Source organism: Winogradskyella epiphytica (assembly GCF_003217215.1).
GTDB lineage: Bacteria > Bacteroidota > Bacteroidia > Flavobacteriales > Flavobacteriaceae > Winogradskyella > Winogradskyella epiphytica.
In genome coordinates this window covers 721,004-744,744 of the sequence record NZ_QJTD01000002.1, presented here as the reverse complement: position 1 = coordinate 744,744, position 23,741 = coordinate 721,004, and the positions used below count along the sequence as shown (strand labels likewise).

Here is a 23,741-nt window from a genome sequence, read left to right as displayed (position 1 = left end):
TTATGCTATAAAGTTATGCATATTTGTTTATAAAGCATAGTTAATGTTTAATCCAGTGTAAAAATTAATCGGATGACCAGGATAATAATAGCGAGGTGCTCTTCCTCCAAAACCTGAAGCATTGATTAAAATTTGGGAAGCATAGGCTTTATCGAAGAGGTTGTCTAGACCCACATAGAGACTGAGAGTCATCTTTTTTACAAGTTCTGTTTTATAGCCTATTTTCAGGTTAGTTAGGTTATAGCTATCGCTGTAAAGACTGTTGCTGTCTGTGATTGGTTGACTTCCGATATACTGAAAATTGATATTACCATATATGCCGAAATTGGAGGTGATGTCTATTCCTGCATTAAAAATATCAGACGGTACTCCAGTTAAATCGTTGTCTGAAAAATTATCATCTCCATCTATAAATTCTTTAAATGTGAAATCATTTAAGGTATAGTTGATAAAGCTACTTAGTTGAATGGATTGATGATTTAACCAGTTATACTTGAATTCTAATTCCAATCCATCATGTTGTGTTTGGCCGGCGTTAATACCTATGTATTGGTCGGTTGAAACACGTTTAGAGACTACCAAGTTTTTTACATCCAAGCGGTACATCGCTAATTTGAATTGTAGTTTATTATTAAAAGCAGTGCCTCTTGTGCCAATTTCATAATTCCATCCCGTTTCAGGTTTAAGTTCTGTATTGATTTGGCCATCTGGTAATAAGGTTTCAGCCAATGAAATAGGGGAGAAGCCTTGACTTATGGAAGTATAGATATTGATGTATTTAGAAACCGCATATGATAAACCCAATTTAGGTGATAGAATGCCATCAAATTTATAATCTCCAGACTGATCGGGATTGGAGTCAGATACCGGAAAGTTATCCTTTAAGTCGTAAGAAGTTTTATTAAAGTTGATTCCCAATACGAGATTCATTTTTTGAGACAATTCATAATTCGTTTCAAAGAACAGATTATAGTAGTATCTATTCTCTTTAAAGTTGGAAAGTATAGAGCCTTCAACACTACCCGTTCCATCAGGAAAGTCCTGATATAAGTTTTCAAATGTTTTAGAAATATATCTGTCTTTAAAAAATTCAAGGCCCACCGTATAGTTTAGTGGTTGATCAAGTAATTTAGTTTTGCCCAGTAGTCGACTTCGAATGCCGTAGGCAAACGTATTTTCTGTGAGAATGTTAAATGGGCGAGGCTCGTAGGCCTTTGTAAATGACGTAAACACACTAGTGATTTGCTTAAGATTATCCGTGTATTTATGATCCCATTTTAATCCGAAAATACCACGTTTAGAATCCTCGTAACCTTTAGCTTTTCCCCAGGTGAAATCGGCGGCAGTAGGATTGTTTAGGTAAGTGTCTTCATTTAATGAGCTAGGTATATAAGCCATTAGGTCTACGTAACCCAAAAGTAGACTGATTTCGTTTTTTTCATTGAAATAATGATTGGTACTCAGTGTAAAAGTTTGTCTGTTATAAGTGTTGTTATCTCTGTAACCATCAGATTTCGTATTGCTATAAATAGCTCTGTAACTGTTTTTAGTGGTGCCATGATTCAAATTCACAGTTCCTTTTGTGAGTCCAAAGGAGCCGAGTGTTAATTCACTATTAATAGAGGATTGATTTAAATAGGCATTTCTTGGAGTTAAGTGAATGGTTCCGCCTAATCCTGCGCCATAAATACTCGATGCTGCACCTTTTATGACTTCTATCCTTGCTAAGGAGCCTAATTCAAAATCGTCGATATTGGTTTCTCCGCTACCATTGGTTAAGGGGATATCTTTAAAGTAGGCTCTTATATTTGAAGTTCCATAGAGGTTTCGAGACCCGATGCCTCTAATGGTGAATCGGTTTGTGTTTAGTGCTCCACTTTGCACAAAAATACCAGGAGCTCTGTTTAAGGTCTGAGAAATATCGGTACTATTTCCTCTGTCTATATCTTTTCTAGAAAGAATTTCAATGGTTGATGTCGTACTTTTTAGGGCTTTTGGGATTTGATTAGCGGTCACGATGACTTCGTTTAATTCTGAAGTCTTTATGTTTAGTTGAATAATTTGATAATCGAATGATGTTATGTTTAGGGTTTTAGGTTGGTAGCCTTCTCTTTTAAAGGTGTAACGGCCTTGAGATTTAAGCACAAATTGTCCAGAAATGTCAGATGAAAGCACCTCGTTATTCTCTAGATTAGTGATGAGCGTATGTGCTAATGGAAGATTAGTTTCGCTATCTATAACTTTTCCTTTTATCAGGTCTTGAGAATAGAGCAGGTGTGACGATAGCAAATAGAATAGAAAGATAAGTTTTAAAGCTATTTTAGTCATATTATGGATATAATTCTAGTTGGAAAAATAACGCATATATTATGTTGAATCAATTATTTTGAGCAATATTATCTCAGTCTTTGGTTGCTTCTAAATATTTATTAAATATTTAGACAAAGATGTTTGCTATACTGTTTGAAATATCTATATTTGCAGTCGAATAATAAAAACCATTGATTTTTGGTTTATTTTATTTAGAGTTTAAGTTCCCAAATGACTTAAATTTTATACTTATTCGGGGTGTAGCGTAGCCCGGTTATCGCGCCGCGTTTGGGACGCGGAGGTCGCAGGTTCGAATCCTGCCACCCCGACAAAAAAGTGATAACAACAGAAATAAAAACCTTGTAAGTCTTATGATTTACAAGGTTTTCTGGTTTTTAGGATATCGGTAAGATCTAAGATATCTATGGTTGTCTTTGTATTCATTTAGTATTAATCAGAATAAAATAGATCAAAGTGATGGTCGATTGGATCTTCCCCTGTCTTTTGTGGAACAACTCCTGTTTCTTATTCAGTGCGGATACAAATTATTATCTTGCAACCTATTGAAACCAACGTTCTTTAGACTAAAAATAATTAGATTAATTAATAGCATCTTAATTCATAAATTTTATGAGAAACAGTATATATCTACTCCTAGTATTTGTCTTCATTTATAGTTGTAACGAGACTAAGAAACAAGAAAACCAGCAACAGTCGTCCACCATAGAAATTGAAAAGAGCACCGAAGAATTAACAGATGATATTCAGGTAAAGAATATTCAGATAGGATCAGAAAGTTCAGCTGCTCAAGATAGATTTCATACCTCTTATCCAAAAACGACATATGATTTTATTAATGGGCATCAAGAGAAATTTGCTCAGGCTTATTTAGATGAGTTTCAGAATGCCATAGACAAAAATAGTGATCAAAAGAGAGTTGCAGGCTTAGATTTTGGTCAACATTTTGAAATTATAGAAAGCACAACTTCTATTATAGGGTTTTTAATAGAACGGTATACGTCTTATGGTAATAATTATGATACCCAGTATTTTACTCATATTTATGATTTAGAAGTACAAAAACGTTTAGAGTTTTCAGATCTGTTTTCGCCTCAAGAAAATTTCAATCAACTTGCAGAGCTTGTGAAAGCAAAGACTGAAGACGTAATGAAAGCGAAAATCAATGCCATGGAAGGTCTAACATCTCGTGATAGAAGTGCCCTTTGGAAAAGTTCTAAAGAGATGATTGAGGCGGGTACTAAGCCTTCCGACAAAAACTACCATGCTTTTATTTGGGATGACACTGGGAATCTCACTATTTATTTTGATAAGTATCAGGTTGCTTCGGGGAATTATGGAAACATTGAAGTAAGGCTTTCTCCAGCAGACTATAAGCATTTAGTAAGTAAAAAGTATGAACATATGCTGCACCTTCAGTCGGCCATAGAAGATAAAATAGTATCGGAAACACCAACGAGCGAATCAACTTCAAAGACTTTCGACATAGATTGTAGTCAAGTGCCTTGCGTTGCTATAACTTTTGATGATGGTCCGGCGACGCATACGACTCTACTTTTAGATATTTTAAAAGAGCACGATGTAAAAGCTACCTTTTTCGTTTTAGGAAAATCAGCCAAAGTGCAAAACAATACTTTGTTAAGAGCTTTTAAAGAAGGGCATCAAATAGGTAATCACAGTTGGGATCATAAGGATTTGAAAAAATTATCGGAAGACGAAATAATCAATCAAATCAATAAAACCAATGAGGTTATTTCAACGACTATTGGAGAAGATATACATGTGATGCGTCCGCCATACGGTTCTTTTAATGATGTTGTAAAAAACAATGTTGATATGCCTATAATTTTATGGAATTTAGACCCTATGGATTGGAAAGATCGTAATGCGTCTATAGTCGCTGAGCGAATAAGTGCGGCTGATAAAAATGGGATAATTTTAGCTCATGATATACATAAAACGACAGTGGAAGCTATGCCAGAGGTTATTTCAAATTTGAAAGATAAAGGATATCATTTAGTCACTGTAGAAAACTTATTTGCAGGTAAAGAGCTCAGTAATGGAGCGGTATACAACCGAAGAAAATAAATGTAATTACCTTAGTACTGTCCTTTAGCCTCATTGCACTTCATGCCATAAAACCTGATGAAGATATTGTCTTAATAGTATTGCTAGGTCATAGTATTAAGTGGTTGAAAACACACCTATTAATAAAATTCGTACCTTTATAATTAATTGATAACCAATTAAATATAGAGATATGAGAGCAAGGTGGATCATTGTAACGATTATGATTTTCGGAATTGTAATTACAAGTTGCAAACAAAAGGAAGAAAAAAAAGTCGTTGAAGAGGTGGCGGTTGAAGAAGTGACAGTAGATTTAATTCAGGATGAATTTCCTGAAGTAAAACAAGAAGTACTAGCAACTTGGGATGCTATTGTACAAAGTCTTAAGAATGGTGATATGGACCAACTCATTGCTTTTCATGCTTATGGCCCGAAGTTTACCGAATTTAAAAATGGAAAACCGCGCAATGGTAGTGAGGCCAATGAACAATTTGAACGCAATACCTTTGGTGCTGTCACTGAAGTTGTGAAATTTGATACTAATGATATGAAGGTGGCGGTTTATGGCGATGTGGCTAACTTAACCTTTCATTCTGATTTTCATCTCAAGTTTGGTGAAGACCGTGTTGTGGTGAACGACCAAATTTCTTTATTGTTCGTTAAAACAGATTCAGGTTGGAAAATAGTGAGTGAACATCATTCCCCTTTAAAAAAAGTTGAAAGTTGAAGACGTGTTTGAGCTTGAACTGATTTAGTAAGATATAACCTGCTTAACTAAAAATATATTTAAAATAAATGTTAGGTAAGCGGAATGTAGTATATATTGATTGAGGCGCTGTCATAGGGTCTTTATAATGGAAAATTGTAAAGGTGGGAGGGTATATCCGTTATGGGCTCGTTTATTTGAATACGTCTACTTTATCTAATAAGTATAACCGTCAGAAGATATTTTTAAAACCTTCTATAATCATTTTTTTTAAGTATCTATTAACCAATGTGGTTTTTGAGATTCATTCAGCTTAAATCTGGTACTAGTTATTCTTTTTAAGATCTAAGAGATTTTCGGTTTCTAAGAAATCAGTTAACCAAATGCTGAAGTCGGTCAGCATTGAATCCTCTTTTTTATAATGGAAATAGTTGACTACTGATTCAAGTAGCCAGTCCGAATTTGGATCTATATCCTTGAATGAATCCCTATCTAAATAATAGGGCAAGAGGTATTTATTTTCGTCAATTAATTCTAAAATTTTTTTCTTAGCTCGTTCTATTCGATTTGTTTTAAATAAGGTGAGCGCGTACTCAAATAAAAATGCGGCAGTACCTGGATCTTCTGGGAAGTTTTTCTCAAACCAATTAAAGTATCTTAATGCGCCGGTGAAATCTTGAATTTGAATATAAAGTTGAGGTTGTGCATAGCGTAAACCGCCTCCATCGTGATAAAAGCCTCCCCAATGTTTTTTTTCGGCAGCAAGCGCTTTTTTAATCTTTGTAATCTTAGCTTTTGTTCTGTTGATTTGTTTATCGGTCATGGTAGGTTTTATGTAAGTGCTAATCAACGGTCTTGTATATGGTTAGTAGCGTGTAAATTAGAAAATTATTTTCGGTTAAGCACGAGCCGAATTTTTAAATTTTACTATTTATCTTTTTTATTGGAAATCGTAAAATTTAAAAATTTGGCGACTTTCCAAATATGCCTTAACTTCGATTCAGCAACTAATTAGCTATGAGCTATATACGTTGTTACCACAAGTTATTTTTTCTCTTTCCAATTTTTGTCAATGGATTTCAGTTCTTTTAAAATTCCTTTAAAATGTCGAGCTCCATAGATTACGAAAATCTTGTTCGAATTGCTATTCGTTATTAGTTCAGCCAGATTTTCGTTTCTCATTCCCAACGTGAAGTTTTTCTTAAAGTCTTTCTTTAGTTTTTTGTTGAGAGCTTCACAAGAATAATCTGATTCAAGGCTTGTTTTTAGGTCACATTTGTTCAATTTTATAGTTCCATTCTTTTTCTCGAATGCACTAATAAGTTCTTCTAATTTTACATCAGCATTAATTGCTGACAACGAGTCAACACCCATTTCGAAAAATTTTGGTTGATTCATCATTTTGTATTTTTCATCGTATTTTATGCTTCCATAAATCTTATTGTTAATAGTATCTAAATATCCATTTCCAGCACCGAAATCACCGTGAATTTTTCTAAACTTTTTTGCGTAATTAATATATTCTGAACTGTCTTTTAAATCAGTAGTTACCGTTTCGTAAAACACAATATATTTGAGATTTTGTAAAGAGTCAATTTTCTTTGACATATCATCATAATATTCTTCTCGTCCAATGTGATGAAGCGGTAGGTAAGTAACATTTTTCTGTCCGTTTGAAATAACTTTTAATTTGGGTTTTTCATCTAAAACCCCAGAATATTTTAACCAAAGTGAATTGCACGATGTAATGCTAAATATGATTAATAACCCCAAAGTTATTTTGATAAATTTTATACTGTAATTCATTCGTTGAAGTTTGGTTTTAATTGGTGGCAACGGTTTTGTGTATGATTAGTGGCGTGTTTAAGCACCTAATTTAGCAAATAAAAACCGAATAGAAAATCCGCAAGGATTTTCGTAAGTAGGCGATTACCAGCCATTAATTATACACGTTGTTAGCACCAGTTTTTTATGTGTCAGTTGATATGTCGTCCCATTCCTCTTCATAAAAAGTGACCCAATTAATTGCATAGTGTCTTTCCATAACAATACTTGGATGAAATTCCAATGACTTTTCATTATTCAATTCCGCATTTCGAGTCGCCCAGTGAATTCTATAAGTCAAATCAGAAAAGTCCAAAATTTCACTTGTCGGTCTTATTGTTGCTGATTTAATATATTCAGTCGGATTAGACATAAACTTTGGTAATTTTGAAACTATTTCCATAATTTCTACTTGTTCAATTGGAAGTTCAATTTCCTCTACTTTGTTAATTGCCCATAATAATACCCAAATTGCCTCCGAACGCCAAGATATATTAATAAGCTCTTGTTCCGTCAATTCCTCACTTTTGAATAATAGCTTTTCATCAGGTGAAACTTTTTCCCAAAGTCCATTAGATTTTAAAAATTCAATTACCTCAATTTTAGAATCTGGTTCTTCAGCAATATAGTTCAGATAAGTCAATACTAAAATCCTTTTGGTAATTTCTGCGGGTTTTCTAATTCGTACTTCATTTTCCTCTTCAATCATTGGAAGATGTTCAATAAAAGGAACGTTAATTGATTTCAGGAACTTTTCCGTTTCTTTTTTTCTTTTTAGAGCGGTTTTTGGTTTTGAGTTTTCGGATTTGAAAATGTCTAAAATTCCCATTAATAGTTATTGTTTTTTCAAATTGGTGCTAACTAACTTATATAGTTATAAGTAGTGATATATTTGCAATACATACTTACAAATCTAATGGAATTAAGCACATATTAAAACTAGACTTATTAACAATAACCCACTATTAATAAACAAATTAGAGCAGTTTTCGTTTTCGGTGTGATGAGCAATCAGAGGTAGCGTATTGCACTAAATCTTAGAGAAACTTATGGACGTGACCCATATCAGTCATTGGACAATGCCCAAGCTGTTAATTTAATATGGTATTAGTAATTCGATATGTGTTGGTTATTCCTGGTGCGATTTCCGTTTAGAATTATTTTATTTTTTTGCTCAATTTTTCCATTTTATTAGATAATTCAAACAAATCGGTGAGCAACGTGTAGACAGCATCCTCACTTAAAACACCTCTTTTAAGGTCTTGTGGGATTTCATTTCTTTTATCGGCCATAACATCTTTCATATATTGCGATTCATAGTATGTTTTTAAAGTATTTAAATCATTCAAAGATTCTGCAAGTTCATTCATGGCTTTGTCAGATTTCTCAACAACTGTAGTGAGTTCGTCTAATATATTCTCCATTTTTGTAATTCGGTCTATTATATCATTCATAATTGGGTCATTTATCGTTTTTAATATGCAAATCTAAAATATAGATTTGTTGCATTGAATTATTGAATTGGGAATTCATTTCTCAAATTGATATGTAACAGCGTTGTGTATGGTTTGATTTTCTAGTTCGCTGCGCTCGTATGTAGTTTTGTTAAGCGAGAAAATAAGTTAAAAACAAGAAACATAATTAAACGTCGCTTTATGTAGTATTTTCTTATTTGAACCCTGCAAACTTTTTCGTTTCCGATATAATGCAACCTTGAAGAGAACATCTGAAAAAGTGAGTGTCTTTGACTACTTACAGTAATGGTTCTATTCATTTTTTTTAAATGGCATGGGGTTAGCAATTTTGGGAATTTCGGATTTTCGTTCCAATGCAAAATTCGATAAGGGAAATGAGCTATTTGTTAGATGCTTTGACCTTTAACTCATCTTTTTTGTACTTTTTGTGTTCAATTTTCTTTTTTTGTAATATAGCATAGAATTTACGAGGCGATATTTTCAAATCTTTCGTTATATCCCTCACTTTCTTCTTGCCTTTTTTATACAACTTTAAATTATCATTTACTTTTTTATCAAAGTAATAATTTTCGAGTTTCTCAACAATTTGTAATTCAGTTAGATTTGAGTCATTCGCATATTTTTCGATTTCAGACTTGATGTCTTTTAAACTACTCATAATTACCAATTTTAATGGGTGTTATCAATAATGCTAACATACTTATAATATCATAAATAGTTAGATGTTTATAAAATGTGCCTACAAATCTAAAGAATTAGATTACATATTGAAACAGCTCTTATCGTCAAAAGGTACTATTAAAAAATAAGTTAAGTCTGCTTTTGTATTAAATTTGGTAGGACGTACTATTCTTATAACGATTTTATAATTGCTTAAGCACATAATTCGCCTCTTAATTAAAGCATCCTCAGTCATCAATTAATCGGTGAAATTTTAATTCTTCAGGTATAGAATATACATAAAAAACGCCAGGATAATGAACCGGCAAGGCCTAGGTTTTAGAAAGAATCAATACAATTATGAGAGTATCATCTCTAAATGATTTTCCGTTGAATAACTTATATATATGTTAAAAAGATTTATATATCTAAACGATTGTTTAGATTTGTGAATCACTAGTAAATTAACTGGTTTATTGAATAAGAAGATGGCGAGAAAGAAGGAATATATTGAAGCGGAGGTGATAGACAGAGCCTTGTATTTATTTTGGCGTCATGGTTATGAAAATACGTCAATGCAAATGCTTGAAAAAGAAATGGGCATTAATAAGTTTTCTATCTATTCGAGATTTGGAAATAAGCATGGTCTATTTTTAGAGTGTTTAAAGTCTTATAAATTGAAGACAAAGGACCTCTTTGAAAAATTTAAAGCGTCTTCTAATGGTGTTGAGGACATTAAACAATTCTTTAAAGATTCCGTAGCTATATGTTTTAAAGACGGCAACGAAAAAGGCTGTTTATTAACCAATACCTATAATGAGTTTGCCCACCGTGAAGATGCACAGGTGCGTAATTTGTTAGACGATTTTATGCAGCAGCTAAAAGATATATGTATTGAAAAATTAAGAATGCATACCGTGAAGGATGACGAAACTATTCTTAAGGAAGCCAATTATTTAGTTCTTGCGAAGCATGGCTTAGCGGCAGCAACTCGTGTAAATAGTAGAGAAGAAATTGAGGATTATATTGAATTAACCTTCAAAAACATTAGTTAATAATAGATTATTATAAATAGAAGGCTTCGATATAAAAAACGAAGCGAGCATAAATTTTAAATAAATGAAAGAAAAATTAAAAATAGATGTGGTTTCAGATGTGGTTTGTCCATGGTGTACTATTGGTTATAAACGCTTAGAAAAAGCAATTTCAGAATTAGGTCTTCAAGATCAGGTAGATATAGAGTGGCAACCATTTGAATTGAATCCGAATATGCCTGCTGAAGGACAAAATTTACATGAACACCTTGCCGAAAAATACGGGGTAAGTGATGCGCAGCAGAAGGAATCACAGAACCATATGGAAAGGGTTGGTGCTGAGGTTGGATTTAACTTCGATTATTTTGACGATATGCGTATGGTTAACACTTTTGATGCTCATATTTTATTGGATTACGCCAAAGCATTTGGAAAACAAACCGCATTGAAAATGGCGCTGACCAAAGCCTTTTTCAGTGAGCGAAAGGATGTGTCAGATAGAGATGTCTTAAAACAGGTTTTATTAGACCTTCGTTTAAATGCAGAAGAGGCAATTTCAAAGTTAGATGATGAAACCGCGCGCCAAGAGATTCGATCTAAACAAAATTATTGGAAAAACTTAGGCGTAAGTTCAGTACCTACCATTGTTTTTAATAGACAAAGTGCAGTTACTGGAGCTCAGCCTGTAGATGTATTTAAACAATTGTTAACTGAGATTCTTGAACCAAAATAAAACATATATGATATCTTATTCAAAATTAAGTATAGCCATTTTATTAGCTATGTTAGTCGCAGCCTGTGCAAACGGAACCAAAGAGGGGAAATCTGAGGAGATTTCAGCGGTAGAATTGCCAAAGTTTCAGAATAAAGGACACGAATTAGTCTATGAAATGATTGAAAAAACAGGTAGTTATCAAGATCTTTTAGATTTAAAGGATGTTGTTTATGAGTATACCTACCGTACACCAGATCAGAAAGAGGATGTATCTATTGAATCTTATATTTTTGATGGCGAATTGTCTCATGCCAACTATTTAAAACACGAATGAACTTTGCCAAAATTAAAAGGTGAGATGGAGCAAGGGTATAATGGAAAGGATTTTTGGATTAAGATAAACGGACAAGAAGTATCAGAGACTGAAGCAATAGAAGCTGTTACTTTTACACGTAAAACTAATTTCTATTGGTTTGCTATGATGCAGAAATTATTAGACCCTGGAATCAATTACGATTATTTAGGGCAGAAGACGATTGAAGGCGATAACTATGAGGTTGTTAAAGTGAGTTTTGAGTCTCCTGAATCAATAGCTACCGATACTTATCAATTGTATATTAACCCAAAGACGCAATTGGTCGATCAGTTTCTGTTTACGGTAGTTTCAAAAGAAGTAACAGATCCCCTATTAATGCGTGTGAATTATGAACAGATTGATGGTGTCTATTTAACTACATATCGTAAATACACGAAATCGGATTGGGAGGCCAATGTGATTAACGATACATGGGTAGAGGAACTATCTAAAAATATAAAATTCAATCAAAATTTAAATAAGGATTTATTTAATAAATAGACGGAGAATCTTTTAGTTCTGCTGGAGCTTGCTCTAATTCTGACGATATAATATTTTGGAATTAATGGCCACCTTGAGCGTTGAAAAGCTATATTTAGCAGGTGAATTTAAAATTTTAGGACCTAGATTTTGTTCAGGGGATAGATGACCATGTAAAAGCAGAATGAACTTTAAATAGAATAGAGATGAAAAATATACTTTTAATACTCCTTGTAATTATTGCTATTGCAATGATTGGATTAGGTCTACGTGCGGATATTCTTCCTCCTGTGCTTACAGGAATTGGATTTTTAATAATCGCCGTTTTACTGTTTAAAAAAGAGTGAGATTCATCTTTATTTTGGGCGATACCTTAGTTTTGATTTTATTAATCAATCAAGGAGCTGTAGGCCTCATTTATAAATCAAGAATTAATTAATACATGAATATTAAGATTGATAAGTTTGTTCTTGGTATTATAATTACCATTGCTATAGCATACTTATTTCCACAATGGGGAACGGAAGATAGTATTGTACCCATCGATACTATTAGTGCCATAGGTATATCACTTATATTTTTCTTTTACGGACTCAAATTAAATGCTACACAGTTAAAAGAAGGTTTGAAAAACTGGAAACTGCATGTATTAGTGCAGTCGGCGACATTTCTAATTTTTCCCTTATTAGTATTAACGATCCATCCTTTCGTTCAAAATGAAGAACAAGAAACGATTTGGCTCGCGTTTTTCTTTTTAGCTGCATTGCCATCAACCGTTTCATCTTCGGTGGTTATGGTGTCCATGGCAAAAGGGAATATACCTGCCGCCATTTTTAACGCGAGTATATCGGGTATTATAGGAATAGCGATAACCCCATTGTGGATGGGACTGTTTATAAATGAAGCTCAGACCGATTTCGACTTTACAGACATCTATTTGAAACTTATCCTACAAATTTTATTACCCGTTATTTTAGGTCTTTTTCTGCAGCGATTTTTAGGAGGATTGGCACGTAAACATAGCAGCAAGCTAACGGTTTTTGATAAATCAATAATTCTACTTATCATCTATAAGAGTTTCGCAGAATCCTTTGAGAGCAATATCTTCAGCTCAGTTTCAATTTTGGACTTACTATTGTTATTTGTGGGTGTTATACTCTTATTTGTGGTGGCGTTTTATCTCACAGGGTTTCTCTCACGAAAATTACAATTCTCAAGAGAGGATCAGATTACCGCACAGTTTTGTGGTACAAAGAAGTCATTAGTGCATGGTACCGTATTTTCTAAAATACTATTCGGAAACATGGCCACCATAGGTATAGTGCTTCTACCATTAATGCTTTTCCACGCTATACAGATATTAATAATAAGTGTTATAGCCACCAAAAAATCTTAATAATCGATTATAGTCTAAGTTCGTGCTTAGAACCATTTAAAATGAATACCAGATGCTATTACTGCAGCAACCAATATGACTAGTACAATAATGATTATTAAAGCCCCTGATTTAGTCTTGGCATCATCTTGGAATAAATAGTCTTTTCTTTTGTCGTCTTCGTCTTTTACAAATTTCATAGCTTCTATTTTAGTTATTAATATATACTGTTTTTTTATTTACAAAGGCCAACATCCCTTCCTTAGAGAGTTCGCGGCCATAGCCAGAAATTTTTGTTCCTCCGAAAGGTAATCTCGGATCGGACTTTACCATTTCGTTAATGAAAAAGGCGCCGTCTTCTATTTCTGAAATTCGTTTTGAAGCTGCTTCGACATTTGCCGTAAAAACCATAGTGCCTAAGCCAAATTTTGAAAGTGCTGCCATTTTATAAGCTTCATCTTCAGATTTTACTTTAATTACAGCAGCTACCGGACCAAAGGTTTCTTCTTTGAATACAGGCATATCACTAGTCACTTCCGTAAGAATCGTAGGAGCAAAGTAAGCTGCATCCTGCTTATTCCCAACAAGTACTTTAGCACCAAGTTTAACCGATTTTTGAACTTGATCTGCTAGGGTTTCTGCTAAATCTTCACGAGCTAGACAAGACATTTTCGTATCTTCTTCTAATGGATTCCCATACTTTAAGTTCTCAACTTTTGATTTGAATTTGTCTATAAATTCCTCATATATTTTATCAACCACAATAAATCGTTTTGCTGCGATACAGCTTTGTCCCGAATTTTGCATTCGTGCTTTAACAATGGTATCTATATGTTTATCTAAATCGGCATCCTCTAAAATGATACAGGCATTATTACCTCCTAACTCCAATAGAGACGGTTTAAGGTGTTTTCCGGCAAGCTCTGCTATCTTTCGACCTGCTTTGTCACTTCCGGTTAATGAGACCGCTTTAACGATGTCGTTACCGATGATATCTTCAATAGCATTATGATCTGTAATTAACGTTTGAAAACAACCTTTAGGAAATCCAGCTTCTGTAAACAATCGTTCTATGGCAAGTGCACAGCCTGTAACGTTAGAAGCGTGTTTTAATAGGGCTACGTTGCCCGCAGCAAGTGTTGGAACGGCGAATCTTAGGACTTGCCAAAATGGAAAGTTCCATGGCATGACAGCCAATACGCAACCCATAGGATCATAACTTATAAAACTCTCAGAGGCATCAGTTTCAATAATATCGTCTCTTAAAAATTTTTCGGCATTTTTTATATAGAAGTCAATCAGGAAAATACACTTTTCTATTTCTGCATGACTTTCAGAAATAGGTTTCCCCATTTCATTGGTCATAAGTTCGCTTAATGATTTCTTCTCCTGAAATAATTGATCTGCTAATTTTTTGAAAAGAGCTACACGATCTTCGATGTCATCATCTTTCCAAGTTCTGAACGTTTTATCTGCTAATTGTAGTTTTTTATCTAAATCAGCCGGAGAATCTAATTGATAAGTTTCAAGCTGTTTTCCACTGTAAGGATTTGTAGTTTTAATAGTAGAAGTCATAATAAAAGAGTTTATACCAAATATAGCATTTATAAGGGTTTACCATTAGTTCTATCACTCAAAACTTTAACCCGTACACTAAATTGCTTTTCAGCTAAAATTGCTATCTAAAGAGTTAAGTTCTATGCTATAAGATTCGTATCTTTGTAACACAGCAAAACGCTGATAATCAAGTTTAATCATTTAAAACGTATAACAACATGAGTAATAACGGAAATACAGTATTAGGAATTTTAGCAGGAACAGCAGTAGGGGCAGTTTTAGGTATTTTATTTGCACCAGATAAAGGTAGTGAAACGAGAAGAAGAATTGCAGATGAGGCAGCGGCTACTAGAGATCAAGCGGCAAGAAAAGCTACTGAATTAAGAGATTCTTTAGGTCATACTATTGCATCAGGCAAGGAGAGTTTAGATCATCAAGTAGAATCTATCGTTTCTAACGCTAGTTATAAGGCAGAAGATGTTATTTCAACCTTAGAAGCTAAATTAAAAGACTTAAAAGATAGAAATAAAAATCTTCAGAAAAAAGCCTAAGCAATGAGCGTATTTGAAGATATGAGTAGTACAACCGGTAAGGCATCAGATATTGGTGAGCGTTATATTAGAGCGTCTCACCAATATTTGAAATTAAAAGTCTTTCAGCAATTAACTTTGTCGTTAACCTTAATGACTAAGGTTTTGGCTATAGGAAGTTTTCTTTTTGCAGGCTTGGTATTTTTATCCATTGCAGGTGCTTTAAAATTAGGAAACTCTCTAGGAAGTTTTTCGCTAGGATTTTTGCTTGTTGGTTTGATTTATTTAGTATTGGCCATCATCATCTATATGCTGAGGACTAAATTCAATTATTATATTATAAAGAAAGTCGGAAATAAATTTTTTAATTAATATGGAAGAGTACACATCATTCGAAGCTATTGAAAATGATTTAAAGCGCTATAAACTAGAGCGTGATATAGCATGGGAAGAACTCAAGTTAATTAAAAATGAGTACAAGGAAAACTTACAGCCAATGAATTGGCTAAGTACTGCACTCAAATTGACTGGTAAATACAGCTTTATAGCCGTCATAAAAAAATGGTTATTTAGAAGGTAACTACTGTACTTTTACCTTAGTAACGATTTGCTTTTTAAATTCATTAGGAGAAATGCCAAATTTCTCCTTAAATATTTTAGAGAAATAGCTTCGGCTCGTAAATCCTATGGAATAGACTACTTGAGAAATGTTTAGATCGGTAGTCTTCATTAAGTTTCGAGACTGTTCTAGTCGGATATGTCGGATAAACTCGGTAACCGTACGTTTGTAAAGGAATTTGAATCCATCTTGAAGCTTGGCTTGAGATAATCCGTAGTCTTCAGATAGCTGATCTAAGGAATACTGTTTAGCAGGGTCTTTTCGAATGATATCACAAATTTTCTTAACGGTTTTAAGCTCATTTTTGGTAAGTGATGTAGGCAATTTTTTTCCGCTATTTTGTCTGTCGTGTTGCTGAATATGTGAAGATAAGATTTCATAAACTTTAGCTTCGATTTTCAAAATGCGTAGCATGCCTTTAGACCTCACTTTTTGAATGGCCTTAACATCATCGGCGATTCTTAAATTGAGTTCACCAAAATGCATGTATTTATTATCTTGATCTTTATCTACAAAGACTTCATATAATTTTTTATTTAAAGAGGACACATTCGTGGTCCTTTTTTTCATGAACTCCTTTCTGGTAATTTGAATCACATTGATCTGAAGTTTTTCATTCTTTGGAAAATGCATGTAGTTGATACCTTCAGATTTATTAGTGAAAATTACAGATTGAAATTGTTCTGATTTACGTTCTAAATTTTGTTCACCAAAGCGATGATAAAAATAGCCCTTCAAGTTGTATATAAAACGTATGGGATTAAAGTCTTCATTATCTATTCTTAGAATAAAATCCTTATGAAACTCAATGTCGAAATCTAATAAATTTACTCCCCAATCAAATGGGATATAAGTGATTTTTCCCGTAGCATTTTGGTTGTCTATGCGCATTACATATTCTCCCCATTGCTCTTCTATTTGTCCACCTAAAAACTCGTTGATTTGAGTTAAAATATCCCTTGTGTTTGAGGGGTTCAAAGAAATTTCAATCATGCTAAATTAAAGCTGTTTAGATAGTTTAATATTATTGACAAATTGTGATTATAAACTTTTAAAATTGGTATGGGCATATTTTAACTCGCCTATATGCTCATACACTTCGTTACATTGGTTGAGTTCTGACCAGAATAATTTGGTTTCTACATCTTCAGGATCGTACTGATTAAGTAAGGTTTCAGAAAGTAAAATATACTCGTCTTGGTCAATATCGTTTTTAAGTAGCTTATACGCTATAACAACATCTTCACCTATTAATTTGATATGTTTACCTATGGATACAGCCTCTACATCAGAGCCGTAATGTAATATAATTTTTAAACCCAAAGACTTGATATCTGTATCTTCATTGGTTTCATCTTTAAATTTGTGATCCAATGATTTTAATTGTTTATAGAATTCAGAATAGAAAAAATTACACTGATCAATAAGTTTTTTAAGTGGAGGTAAGTCACCTCTTTTAAAAAATAATACCGCATCACCTTCAATCTCAGAAACCCTAAGACCTATTTCATTGGAATAGATGATTTTATTCAACAACGCAGGAATTACTTTAGAGCTTAAGTCTGCTTCTGCATCGCTCATAAATTTGGTGAATCCACTAATATCAGGAATACAGATTAACATATATTAGGTATTAAATTTTAAACAAAGTTGAAATGTAAAAATAACTTAATTTTAATTATATCATTCAATGCTTCAACAAATATGACAATTATTAATGAGTGCAAATTAATTATAATTGAATCCGATTAACCTTTCCACGTATACAGCAAAACTTTGCACCAGCTAAAAGTTATATTTACAATAATTGAAAAGATAAGAAATTATGACTATTTATGAAGCTATACGAAAGGATCACGACATTCAGCGCAATTTATTAGACAAACTCGTAGACACCTCTGGCGATACTAAAACGAGACAAGAATTGTTTAAAGAATTACGAAAAGAACTTACTTTACATGCTAATGCAGAAGAGCGGCATTTTTACAAACCATTAATTCCTACCGATATGATGCAGGAACATGCCCGTCATGGTATTGCAGAGCATCATGAAATAGATGAACTTATCGAGCAGTTGGAAGAAACTGAAATGGATTCTTCTGGATGGCTTAAAATAGCTAAGAATTTAAAAGAAAAAGTAGAGCACCACCTAGAGGATGAGGAGCATACCTTCTTTCAGTTATCCGGGAAAATATTAAGTGAAAAGGAAAAAGAAGATTTGGCGGTGAAATATAATGCCTATATGAAAGAGTATAGGTAGTATTTGAAACGCATATTTTGTAACGAAGAGAGCTATCGATTCAAAATTCTAAGCAGTTATTTAATTACTGGTATAGAGTTTTGGATTGGTAGTTTTTTTATTAACTAATGTGTAATTAGGGGTAAAGGTACTAGTATAAATTGCTTAAAGTCATAGAGTTAATTTCTTCCGTAATCGAACTAATGAAACCATAGAATGTTGATTAATTTTGAGTAGCAAAAGTAAGAGTCTTAACGACTTATAAAGATGTAGAATGGTGAATCATCTCAAAAGAAAATCACCTTAATTTTAAAATTATAATACAATGGGAACATACACAGAAGAAGTAGGAAGTAAATTAAACGGATTACTTGAAAAGAATTACGACGCGGAAAAAGGATACCAAAAAGCTGCTGAAAATGTAGAACACGCAGGTTTAAAAAATTACTTTAACCGTAAAGCGGAACAAAGACGTTCGTTTGGTCATGAATTAAAATCTGAAATCACATCTTTTGGTCAAGAAGTAGATAAAGGAGGAAGTATTAAAGGTGCTGCTCATAGAACTTGGATGGATGTGAAAGCTTTATTTTCTGCGGATGATGCCGAATCTATGTTAGAAGAAGCTATCAGAGGCGAGAAAGCTGCAGTAAGTGAATACAATGAAGTACTGCAAGAAGCTAGTTTACCAAGTAGTACTAAGTCGATTTTAATGTCACAGAAAAATCAAATCGACACGGATTTATCAGAAGTGAAGTCACTTGAGAGTTTGAGATAATAAGAGAACCCTATAGTTCTAATAAGAGCGTATTCTATACTTAATTAGAATGCGCTCTTTTTATTTGCGCTTTAAATGTTAAATATCGAATTCTTTTTGAGCTACTATTTTATGTGTATTCGATAATATAGTAGAACGGAAATGACGACATTGCAAACAAAAAAGAAATGTTTTATAAATTATCAAATACAACAGATCTTATGAGCATCGAGTCTACTTTTGATGCCAAATTTAAATTTCCTTTGCTATATAGAACTTCACCTATTATAAATGGCTTGTCCGAACAATCTTTACCCATAATTACTATGGATCAATCCCAGAGTATCGATTATGCTATTTGGGGTTTATTACCTCAGAATTTTAATGAAGGATGGGAGAGTTTTCAAAACCTAAGTAATACACTGAATATGTCTTTAGACAATGCGCAACAATTAGATTGGATTAACAATTTGTTAATGGATCAGCGCTGTGCTATTATTGTCTCTGGCTTTTTTACTTCTTATTACTATAATGGCGAGATATATCCATTTTATGTTTATGAAAAAGACCATAAACCTTTTGCATTAGCCGGAGTGTATTCCATATTAAATGATGGGTTTTTAACGGTAAGTCTATTGACGTCTTCATTAAAAGATGATTTAAAAGGAGTTCATAATTTAGGAAATGATTTTCCGATTGCTCTAAGTCATCATAATTATGAGGAGTGGTTGTCCCAGGATTTAGACCTATCTGACGAAGGGATAATTAATTTACAAAAGTTAGAATTAAAAGCACATACGATTTCAAAAGAGTTTTACAAAAATGATATTGTTTTTGACTCTATTTTAGAAAGAGCCCAATATAGTAAGGTCCCGGTTTTATCAATCAAGTAAGGTCTTTACTTTAGAGCTTTGTTTTAAATAATTACAATTTTGCTCCTTTTTTTTTTAAAATCTGATCAATTGAGTTAAACATTGATTCTTATGAGCAGAAGAGTGCTAATGAAGTCGGTTATATTTGTATCATAGTTAATAGCAATTTAAGTTTTATTACTTTAATTAGTTTAGTAAGGGTTGGTTACCCAAAAAGCGAATTCTCAACTTGAGGATTCGCTTTTTATTTGTTATAATACCTTAAGATTTAATACGGTTAATAAGCTTTTGGTATGAGCAAATAAGTATCAATCTTTAATCCGACCTTTATAAGGAAGGTTAGAAACTCTAAATAATAACTAAAAACCATTAATTATGTTACGTTGGACAATTACATTCGTTATAATCGCAATAATAGCTGCAATTCTAGGATTCGGTGGAGTAGCTGGAGCAGCAGCAGGAATCGCAAAAATCATATTCTTTATATTTATAGTATTATTTATATTGTCACTTTTAAAGGGTGTGGTTAAGAAATAGGTTTAAATTAGATGAGCTAATATGCAAAATAGCCTTGAAATTTTTAGAAAATTTCGAGGCTATTTTACGTAATGATAAGGTTTGTCTATTCAATTCGTATATAGTTTTCTGAGTAAATACGGTTCCCGTCTTCATCTAATTCAATCTGTTCAAAATTATCGGAACCTAAGGTGAGTTCAAACTTAAATTTTTTCTTTTCCTCAATAACCTTATTCATAACCTCAGAACCAAAATCTAAAACTTCCGTCAATGTATTGTCTTCAAATTTATAGGTACCATAACCGAACCACTCAGAAGAATCTGCCGGTTTAAATTTACACCACATCACTTTACTATCTGTATACATTTTTATTTGTCTGAAATGTGATGAAATATTAAAGGTATCAACAACTTTGTTATCTTTGTAATTATAAAACCCTACTAATTCCCATGTTCCATTTAGACTAGCAGTGTTTTTGTGTGAAGTTTCTTCTACTTCAGTGTTCATTTGTGTTTGATTTTGATTGTCTTTACATGAAGATATAAACACAAAGACAAGGCTTACGAGTAGGATTCTAAATGACATAATAATAGGGTTTAGAGATTAAACACCTATAAATTACGAAATTATAAGCTAAATCAAACTACGATTTAAATAAATTATATCACAATAAACAGTGTTAATAACTTATATGTAAGGTTTTAGTCAAAAAACCTACTTTTGCAATACGTTAAATTACAAGATATGTCGGATACAATAGAAAAATTAAAATGTTTAATTATAGGGTCAGGTCCAGCTGGTTATACAGCAGCAATTTACGCTTCTCGAGCGAATATGGCACCTGTTTTATATCAAGGAGAACAGCCTGGAGGTCAGTTGACTACAACTAATGATGTGGAAAATTTCCCTGGTTATCCAGATGGCGTAACCGGTCCTGAAATGATGATTCAATTACAGAAACAAGCGGAACGTTTTGGTACAGATGTACGTCATGGTTGGATTACTAAAGTTGATTTTTCTGGAGATATCCACAAGGTTTGGGTGAATGACGAGAAAGAAATTCACGCCCAAACAGTAATTATATCTACTGGTGCCTCTGCAAAATATTTAGGTTTACCATCAGAACAAAAATATTTACAGTTAGGAGGCGGTGTTTCTGCCTGTGCCGTTTGTGATGGATTCTTTTACAGAAATCAGGAAGTGGTGATAGTAGGTGCGGGAGATTCGGCATGTGAGGAAGCTCATTATTTATCTAAACTTTGTAAAAAAGTGACCATGTTAGTGCGACGTGATGAGTTTAGAGCTTCGAAAATTATGGCACAGCGTGTTATTAATACTAAAAACATCGAAATCTTATATAATACGGAGACTGATGAGGTTTTAGGAGATGGTCACGTGGTTACAGGCGTAAGAGCTTTTAACAATCAGACAAATGAAAAATTTGTGATTGAAGCGACTGGCTTCTTTGTAGCTATAGGTCATAAACCTAATACAGATATCTTTAAAGGTTACTTAGATTTAGATGAAACAGGATATATTATTAATGCAGTTCCAGGAACCAGTAAGACGAATGTCGAAGGTGTTTTTGTAAGTGGTGACGCGGCAGATCATGTTTACAGACAGGCGATTACTGCAGCAGGAACTGGTTGTATGGCAGCTCTAGACGCTGAACGTTATTTAGCGGCCAAGGATTCTGATTTTGAAGTAGCAACTTCTACATATAATTAGAAGTGGAAATCATATAATATAAAAGCCGAAGTAGATTTACTTCGGCTTTTTATTTAAGTATTAATAGGAATCGCATTCCTAACTAAATTATCTACTTTTCTTTTGAAGTTTAGTAGTACCTTCAAACTTCGTAATTGTAATGGCTGGATTTCCAAATAAATAGATTTCTGAATTACCTGAAGCCGCAATATTAATAGCATTGCTTGCAAATAAAGTTAAGTCACTGCTATCTTCGGTTGTAGCATCTGCAGACTTTACATCAAACTTAGATCCATCAAACTTAGCAGAACTGTTCAATCTAAATACAGAGCTATTGGCAGTTCCTTCTATTACGGCATTAGCTCTTTGGTATAAATCAAAATTGGCAACTTTACTATTTACCAAAGCATCTAACTTACTGTTGTCGCTTAGTTCTATTATTGTAGAATCTGCTGTAAGGTTTAAACGTGTTTTAGACTTTCCAGAACTCTTATAATTGAAGGATTTTGCATTAATATTTAAATAGGCTCTAGAATTATCAGAAGTGACTAAAGTGACATCTTTTAACTCCATAGATGTAAGAGATCTAATTTCTCCATCACCTTTGGTTTCAATATGTTTTAAGCCGTCACTGTAATTAACCGTAATATTAAGTCTCTTTTTAGACGTAATTCTCATAGTTTCTACAAATGTGAGTATACCGTCAACAACTTCAAACTGAATAACTTCATGTAAATTATCGTCAGCTTCAACATTGACAGAAGGCTTACTATTATAAATAACTTCAATAGAAAAATCACCGTCGACGACTATCGAGTGAAAATCGTCAATAAAGGTCTGTTTTATGGTGACATTTCGGTCGCCTTTAATTTTCTCTGCCGACTGAGCTGTTGCCATTGTTATAGCTGCTAGCATAAAAAGCAGAATAAGTAATGTTTTTTTCATATTCTAATATTTAGGGGCGTTTAAAAAATACAAAAGCTTAAAACTAAGTCGTTATTTTAAAGTATATCCGACTTACTCTAAGGCTTAAGATTGTCAATATAAATATTTTCTATTTAATAAGACCTACTTCTAAACGCTTAAACAAAGATATGCAAAAACCATCCCAAACTGTATTTAGAGTTTGAGATGGCTTTTAAATAACTGGTAATGAATGGTTTGTTTTTGGGTAAATAGTGTCTGTTTCTTGTTGACTTTATTGTTTTTTTACACTTCCAGAAGAGCTGTCTGATGCGTTAATTTTTTCAGGATTCCCGGTATAACGTATGTCTGCGCCACTGGTTGCATTTGCTGTTAATTCCTTAGAAACATTAACAGAAATATCCGCACCGCTTGTCGCATTAACCTCAGAAACTTCAGTCTTGAGTTCTGAAGCATCAATCTCACTACCACTCGTCGCTTTGGCAATAAATTCTTTCGTGCTTCCTCTTAATTTAATATCGCTGCCACTTGTAGTTTCGCAGCTTAATTGTTCCGTTTTTACATTCAGGCTCATATCTGCGCCACTAGTACAAGTGAGTTTTAAGTTTTTAACTTCTAGAGTATTTGTAGTGAATACGTCGCTTCCACTTGTTGCTTTAATAGCAGTTATATCGCTTATGCTTAACATAATTTTTCTTGAAGTCGCCGTTTGAATGTTTTCTGTAGTATAGATACGTAATTCGCCATCTTCTACTTCGGTCATAATAATCTCATGGAGATTGGAATCAGCTTCAACGGATAGAGATACGTCGTTGGACTGTGTAATATAAAGATCTAATCCTTGGCTGACTTTAATCGCATTAAAATTGCTTGGAATATTTCGAACTTCGCTGATGACATCGCCATTGCCTTTTATGCCTTTACCCATAACGCAGGAAAGCATTAATAAACTTAGAATACTAGTAACGATAATTTTTGTTAATGTGGTCATGATTTCTGTTGG

Annotated in this window: 29 protein-coding genes and 1 tRNA gene; 17 read left to right on the top strand and 13 right to left on the bottom strand. The window is 33.3% G+C overall.

The genetic code is table 11. The features are described 5' to 3' along the window. Window positions 1-27: 27 nt before the first annotated feature. The gene (locus DFQ11_RS08525; protein ID WP_110475427.1) at window positions 28-2,328 is read right to left on the bottom strand and encodes a TonB-dependent receptor; all 2,301 of its coding nucleotides are present in this window, start codon (window positions 2,326-2,328) and stop codon (window positions 28-30) included. Between the two features lie 236 nt (window positions 2,329-2,564). On the opposite strand from DFQ11_RS08525, the gene DFQ11_RS08520 reads away from it, so the two are divergent. From DFQ11_RS08520 to DFQ11_RS08510, 3 genes are all read left to right on the top strand, one after another. Further along, window positions 2,565-2,639: transfer RNA gene (locus DFQ11_RS08520), tRNA-Pro, on the top strand. A 301-nt stretch (window positions 2,640-2,940) separates the two neighbouring features. Beyond that, window positions 2,941-4,416, top strand: coding sequence for a polysaccharide deacetylase family protein (locus tag DFQ11_RS08515; RefSeq protein ID WP_110475426.1), 1,476 nt, complete (start codon window positions 2,941-2,943; stop codon window positions 4,414-4,416). Window positions 4,417-4,588: 172 nt separating this feature from the next. Then, window positions 4,589-5,122: a YybH family protein gene (locus tag DFQ11_RS08510; protein WP_110475425.1), complete on the top strand. Its 534-nt coding sequence runs from the start codon at window positions 4,589-4,591 to the stop codon at window positions 5,120-5,122. A 304-nt stretch (window positions 5,123-5,426) separates the two neighbouring features. Here the strand turns inward: DFQ11_RS08510 and DFQ11_RS08505 are convergent, their stop codons facing one another. The 5 genes from DFQ11_RS08505 to DFQ11_RS08485 all read right to left on the bottom strand — a co-directional run bounded on the left by DFQ11_RS08505 (window position 5,427) and on the right by DFQ11_RS08485 (window position 9,058). After that, complete coding sequence (locus DFQ11_RS08505; protein WP_110475424.1) at window positions 5,427-5,924, bottom strand: tetratricopeptide repeat protein; 498 nt, start codon at window positions 5,922-5,924, stop codon at window positions 5,427-5,429. Between the two features lie 221 nt (window positions 5,925-6,145). Beyond that, entirely contained in the window at window positions 6,146-6,907 is a 762-nt protein-coding gene (locus DFQ11_RS08500) for a hypothetical protein (RefSeq protein ID WP_110475423.1), read from the bottom strand. Window positions 6,908-7,070: 163 nt separating this feature from the next. Further along, the gene (locus DFQ11_RS08495; protein WP_110475422.1) at window positions 7,071-7,754 is read right to left on the bottom strand and encodes a DUF4272 domain-containing protein; all 684 of its coding nucleotides are present in this window, start codon (window positions 7,752-7,754) and stop codon (window positions 7,071-7,073) included. A 328-nt stretch (window positions 7,755-8,082) separates the two neighbouring features. After that, on the bottom strand, window positions 8,083-8,379 hold the full coding sequence (locus DFQ11_RS08490) for a DUF4298 domain-containing protein (protein ID WP_110475421.1): 297 nt from the start codon (window positions 8,377-8,379) through the stop codon (window positions 8,083-8,085). A 400-nt stretch (window positions 8,380-8,779) separates the two neighbouring features. Further along, on the bottom strand, window positions 8,780-9,058 hold the full coding sequence (locus tag DFQ11_RS08485) for a hypothetical protein (RefSeq protein ID WP_110475420.1): 279 nt from the start codon (window positions 9,056-9,058) through the stop codon (window positions 8,780-8,782). Between the two features lie 490 nt (window positions 9,059-9,548). Between DFQ11_RS08485 and DFQ11_RS08480 the strand changes: the two genes are divergently transcribed. From DFQ11_RS08480 to DFQ11_RS08460, 6 genes are all read left to right on the top strand, one after another. Further along, a complete protein-coding gene (locus DFQ11_RS08480; RefSeq protein WP_110475419.1) occupies window positions 9,549-10,115 on the top strand; it encodes a TetR/AcrR family transcriptional regulator in 567 nt (188 codons plus the stop codon). Between the two features lie 64 nt (window positions 10,116-10,179). After that, on the top strand, window positions 10,180-10,827 hold the full coding sequence (locus DFQ11_RS08475; RefSeq protein ID WP_110475418.1) for a DsbA family oxidoreductase: 648 nt from the start codon (window positions 10,180-10,182) through the stop codon (window positions 10,825-10,827). Window positions 10,828-10,834: 7 nt separating this feature from the next. Then, complete coding sequence (locus DFQ11_RS08470; protein WP_146221511.1) at window positions 10,835-11,143, top strand: hypothetical protein; 309 nt, start codon at window positions 10,835-10,837, stop codon at window positions 11,141-11,143. 3 nt (window positions 11,144-11,146) lie between these two features. Continuing rightward, a complete protein-coding gene (locus DFQ11_RS08465; protein WP_146221510.1) occupies window positions 11,147-11,665 on the top strand; it encodes a DUF6503 family protein in 519 nt (172 codons plus the stop codon). A gap of 185 nt (window positions 11,666-11,850) precedes the next feature. Continuing rightward, window positions 11,851-11,991, top strand: coding sequence for a hypothetical protein (locus tag DFQ11_RS15295; RefSeq protein WP_189342989.1), 141 nt, complete (start codon window positions 11,851-11,853; stop codon window positions 11,989-11,991). Between the two features lie 95 nt (window positions 11,992-12,086). Continuing rightward, window positions 12,087-13,040 (top strand): bile acid:sodium symporter family protein, encoded by a 954-nt coding sequence (locus tag DFQ11_RS08460; protein ID WP_110475415.1) that lies wholly within the window; start codon window positions 12,087-12,089, stop codon window positions 13,038-13,040. A gap of 26 nt (window positions 13,041-13,066) precedes the next feature. Here the strand turns inward: DFQ11_RS08460 and DFQ11_RS15290 are convergent, their stop codons facing one another. After that, a complete protein-coding gene (locus tag DFQ11_RS15290; RefSeq protein ID WP_189342990.1) occupies window positions 13,067-13,219 on the bottom strand; it encodes a hypothetical protein in 153 nt (50 codons plus the stop codon). A 10-nt stretch (window positions 13,220-13,229) separates the two neighbouring features. Next, entirely contained in the window at window positions 13,230-14,594 is a 1,365-nt protein-coding gene (locus tag DFQ11_RS08455; RefSeq protein WP_110475414.1) for an NAD-dependent succinate-semialdehyde dehydrogenase, read from the bottom strand. Between the two features lie 200 nt (window positions 14,595-14,794). On the opposite strand from DFQ11_RS08455, the gene DFQ11_RS08450 reads away from it, so the two are divergent. Genes DFQ11_RS08450 through DFQ11_RS08440 form a run of 3 tightly spaced genes read left to right on the top strand, consistent with a single transcriptional unit; the run spans window position 14,795 to window position 15,686 of the window. Then, window positions 14,795-15,127 (top strand): YtxH domain-containing protein, encoded by a 333-nt coding sequence (locus DFQ11_RS08450; RefSeq protein WP_110475413.1) that lies wholly within the window; start codon window positions 14,795-14,797, stop codon window positions 15,125-15,127. Between the two features lie 3 nt (window positions 15,128-15,130). Continuing rightward, window positions 15,131-15,478, top strand: coding sequence for a hypothetical protein (locus DFQ11_RS08445; RefSeq protein WP_110475412.1), 348 nt, complete (start codon window positions 15,131-15,133; stop codon window positions 15,476-15,478). 1 nt (window position 15,479) lies between these two features. Next, on the top strand, window positions 15,480-15,686 hold the full coding sequence (locus DFQ11_RS08440; protein WP_110475411.1) for a DUF6327 family protein: 207 nt from the start codon (window positions 15,480-15,482) through the stop codon (window positions 15,684-15,686). Here DFQ11_RS08440 and DFQ11_RS08435 read toward each other — a convergent pair whose 3' ends face one another. Both DFQ11_RS08435 and DFQ11_RS08430 read right to left on the bottom strand, forming a co-directional pair. Next, on the bottom strand, window positions 15,687-16,718 hold the full coding sequence (locus DFQ11_RS08435) for a helix-turn-helix domain-containing protein (protein WP_110475410.1): 1,032 nt from the start codon (window positions 16,716-16,718) through the stop codon (window positions 15,687-15,689). Window positions 16,719-16,766: 48 nt separating this feature from the next. Continuing rightward, window positions 16,767-17,348, bottom strand: a complete 582-nt coding sequence (locus DFQ11_RS08430) for a DUF2652 domain-containing protein (RefSeq protein WP_110475409.1) — start codon at window positions 17,346-17,348, stop codon at window positions 16,767-16,769. Between the two features lie 202 nt (window positions 17,349-17,550). On the opposite strand from DFQ11_RS08430, the gene DFQ11_RS08425 reads away from it, so the two are divergent. From DFQ11_RS08425 to DFQ11_RS08410, 4 genes are all read left to right on the top strand, one after another. Next, window positions 17,551-17,985 carry a hemerythrin domain-containing protein gene (locus tag DFQ11_RS08425; protein ID WP_110475408.1) on the top strand — a complete coding sequence of 145 codons (435 nt, stop codon included), beginning with the start codon at window positions 17,551-17,553 and terminating at the stop codon, window positions 17,983-17,985. 304 nt (window positions 17,986-18,289) lie between these two features. Beyond that, window positions 18,290-18,739 (top strand): ferritin-like domain-containing protein, encoded by a 450-nt coding sequence (locus tag DFQ11_RS08420; RefSeq protein WP_110475407.1) that lies wholly within the window; start codon window positions 18,290-18,292, stop codon window positions 18,737-18,739. A gap of 200 nt (window positions 18,740-18,939) precedes the next feature. Continuing rightward, the gene (locus tag DFQ11_RS08415) at window positions 18,940-19,611 is read left to right on the top strand and encodes an SOS response-associated peptidase family protein (protein ID WP_189342991.1); all 672 of its coding nucleotides are present in this window, start codon (window positions 18,940-18,942) and stop codon (window positions 19,609-19,611) included. Window positions 19,612-19,965: 354 nt separating this feature from the next. After that, window positions 19,966-20,127 (top strand): DUF1328 family protein, encoded by a 162-nt coding sequence (locus DFQ11_RS08410; protein ID WP_110475405.1) that lies wholly within the window; start codon window positions 19,966-19,968, stop codon window positions 20,125-20,127. Window positions 20,128-20,212: 85 nt separating this feature from the next. Here the strand turns inward: DFQ11_RS08410 and DFQ11_RS08405 are convergent, their stop codons facing one another. Beyond that, window positions 20,213-20,692, bottom strand: a complete 480-nt coding sequence (locus tag DFQ11_RS08405) for a hypothetical protein (RefSeq protein WP_146221509.1) — start codon at window positions 20,690-20,692, stop codon at window positions 20,213-20,215. A 159-nt stretch (window positions 20,693-20,851) separates the two neighbouring features. On the opposite strand from DFQ11_RS08405, the gene trxB reads away from it, so the two are divergent. Then, window positions 20,852-21,835: a thioredoxin-disulfide reductase gene (gene trxB, locus DFQ11_RS08400; RefSeq protein ID WP_110475403.1), complete on the top strand. Its 984-nt coding sequence runs from the start codon at window positions 20,852-20,854 to the stop codon at window positions 21,833-21,835. A gap of 87 nt (window positions 21,836-21,922) precedes the next feature. Here trxB and DFQ11_RS08395 read toward each other — a convergent pair whose 3' ends face one another. Together DFQ11_RS08395 and DFQ11_RS08390 are read right to left on the bottom strand one after the other, a co-directional pair. Beyond that, a complete protein-coding gene (locus DFQ11_RS08395; RefSeq protein ID WP_229791247.1) occupies window positions 21,923-22,759 on the bottom strand; it encodes a GIN domain-containing protein in 837 nt (278 codons plus the stop codon). Window positions 22,760-23,012: 253 nt separating this feature from the next. Next, window positions 23,013-23,729, bottom strand: coding sequence for a head GIN domain-containing protein (locus DFQ11_RS08390; RefSeq protein ID WP_110475402.1), 717 nt, complete (start codon window positions 23,727-23,729; stop codon window positions 23,013-23,015). Window positions 23,730-23,741: the final 12 nt, after the last annotated feature.

Bases quoted from the DNA above. Each gene is read 5' to 3' on its own strand.
- DFQ11_RS08525 (WP_110475427.1), bottom strand. From the start codon at position 2,328: ATGACTAAAATAGCTTTAAAACTTATCTTTCTATTCTATTTGCTATCG.
- DFQ11_RS08515 (WP_110475426.1), top strand. From the start codon at position 2,941: ATGAGAAACAGTATATATCTACTCCTAGTATTTGTCTTCATTTATAGT.
- DFQ11_RS08510 (WP_110475425.1), top strand. From the start codon at position 4,589: ATGAGAGCAAGGTGGATCATTGTAACGATTATGATTTTCGGAATTGTA.
- DFQ11_RS08505 (WP_110475424.1), bottom strand. From the start codon at position 5,924: ATGACCGATAAACAAATCAACAGAACAAAAGCTAAGATTACAAAGATT.
- DFQ11_RS08500 (WP_110475423.1), bottom strand. From the start codon at position 6,907: ATGAATTACAGTATAAAATTTATCAAAATAACTTTGGGGTTATTAATC.
- DFQ11_RS08495 (WP_110475422.1), bottom strand. From the start codon at position 7,754: ATGGGAATTTTAGACATTTTCAAATCCGAAAACTCAAAACCAAAAACC.
- DFQ11_RS08490 (WP_110475421.1), bottom strand. From the start codon at position 8,379: ATGAATGATATAATAGACCGAATTACAAAAATGGAGAATATATTAGAC.
- DFQ11_RS08485 (WP_110475420.1), bottom strand. From the start codon at position 9,058: ATGAGTAGTTTAAAAGACATCAAGTCTGAAATCGAAAAATATGCGAAT.
- DFQ11_RS08480 (WP_110475419.1), top strand. From the start codon at position 9,549: ATGGCGAGAAAGAAGGAATATATTGAAGCGGAGGTGATAGACAGAGCC.
- DFQ11_RS08475 (WP_110475418.1), top strand. From the start codon at position 10,180: ATGAAAGAAAAATTAAAAATAGATGTGGTTTCAGATGTGGTTTGTCCA.
- DFQ11_RS08470 (WP_146221511.1), top strand. From the start codon at position 10,835: ATGATATCTTATTCAAAATTAAGTATAGCCATTTTATTAGCTATGTTA.
- DFQ11_RS15295 (WP_189342989.1), top strand. From the start codon at position 11,851: ATGAAAAATATACTTTTAATACTCCTTGTAATTATTGCTATTGCAATG.
- DFQ11_RS08460 (WP_110475415.1), top strand. From the start codon at position 12,087: ATGAATATTAAGATTGATAAGTTTGTTCTTGGTATTATAATTACCATT.
- DFQ11_RS15290 (WP_189342990.1), bottom strand. From the start codon at position 13,219: ATGAAATTTGTAAAAGACGAAGACGACAAAAGAAAAGACTATTTATTC.
- DFQ11_RS08455 (WP_110475414.1), bottom strand. From the start codon at position 14,594: ATGACTTCTACTATTAAAACTACAAATCCTTACAGTGGAAAACAGCTT.
- DFQ11_RS08450 (WP_110475413.1), top strand. From the start codon at position 14,795: ATGAGTAATAACGGAAATACAGTATTAGGAATTTTAGCAGGAACAGCA.
- DFQ11_RS08445 (WP_110475412.1), top strand. From the start codon at position 15,131: ATGAGCGTATTTGAAGATATGAGTAGTACAACCGGTAAGGCATCAGAT.
- DFQ11_RS08440 (WP_110475411.1), top strand. From the start codon at position 15,480: ATGGAAGAGTACACATCATTCGAAGCTATTGAAAATGATTTAAAGCGC.
- DFQ11_RS08435 (WP_110475410.1), bottom strand. From the start codon at position 16,718: ATGATTGAAATTTCTTTGAACCCCTCAAACACAAGGGATATTTTAACT.
- DFQ11_RS08430 (WP_110475409.1), bottom strand. From the start codon at position 17,348: ATGTTAATCTGTATTCCTGATATTAGTGGATTCACCAAATTTATGAGC.
- DFQ11_RS08425 (WP_110475408.1), top strand. From the start codon at position 17,551: ATGACTATTTATGAAGCTATACGAAAGGATCACGACATTCAGCGCAAT.
- DFQ11_RS08420 (WP_110475407.1), top strand. From the start codon at position 18,290: ATGGGAACATACACAGAAGAAGTAGGAAGTAAATTAAACGGATTACTT.
- DFQ11_RS08415 (WP_189342991.1), top strand. From the start codon at position 18,940: ATGAGCATCGAGTCTACTTTTGATGCCAAATTTAAATTTCCTTTGCTA.
- DFQ11_RS08410 (WP_110475405.1), top strand. From the start codon at position 19,966: ATGTTACGTTGGACAATTACATTCGTTATAATCGCAATAATAGCTGCA.
- DFQ11_RS08405 (WP_146221509.1), bottom strand. From the start codon at position 20,692: ATGTCATTTAGAATCCTACTCGTAAGCCTTGTCTTTGTGTTTATATCT.
- trxB (WP_110475403.1), top strand. From the start codon at position 20,852: ATGTCGGATACAATAGAAAAATTAAAATGTTTAATTATAGGGTCAGGT.
- DFQ11_RS08395 (WP_229791247.1), bottom strand. From the start codon at position 22,759: ATGAAAAAAACATTACTTATTCTGCTTTTTATGCTAGCAGCTATAACA.
- DFQ11_RS08390 (WP_110475402.1), bottom strand. From the start codon at position 23,729: ATGACCACATTAACAAAAATTATCGTTACTAGTATTCTAAGTTTATTA.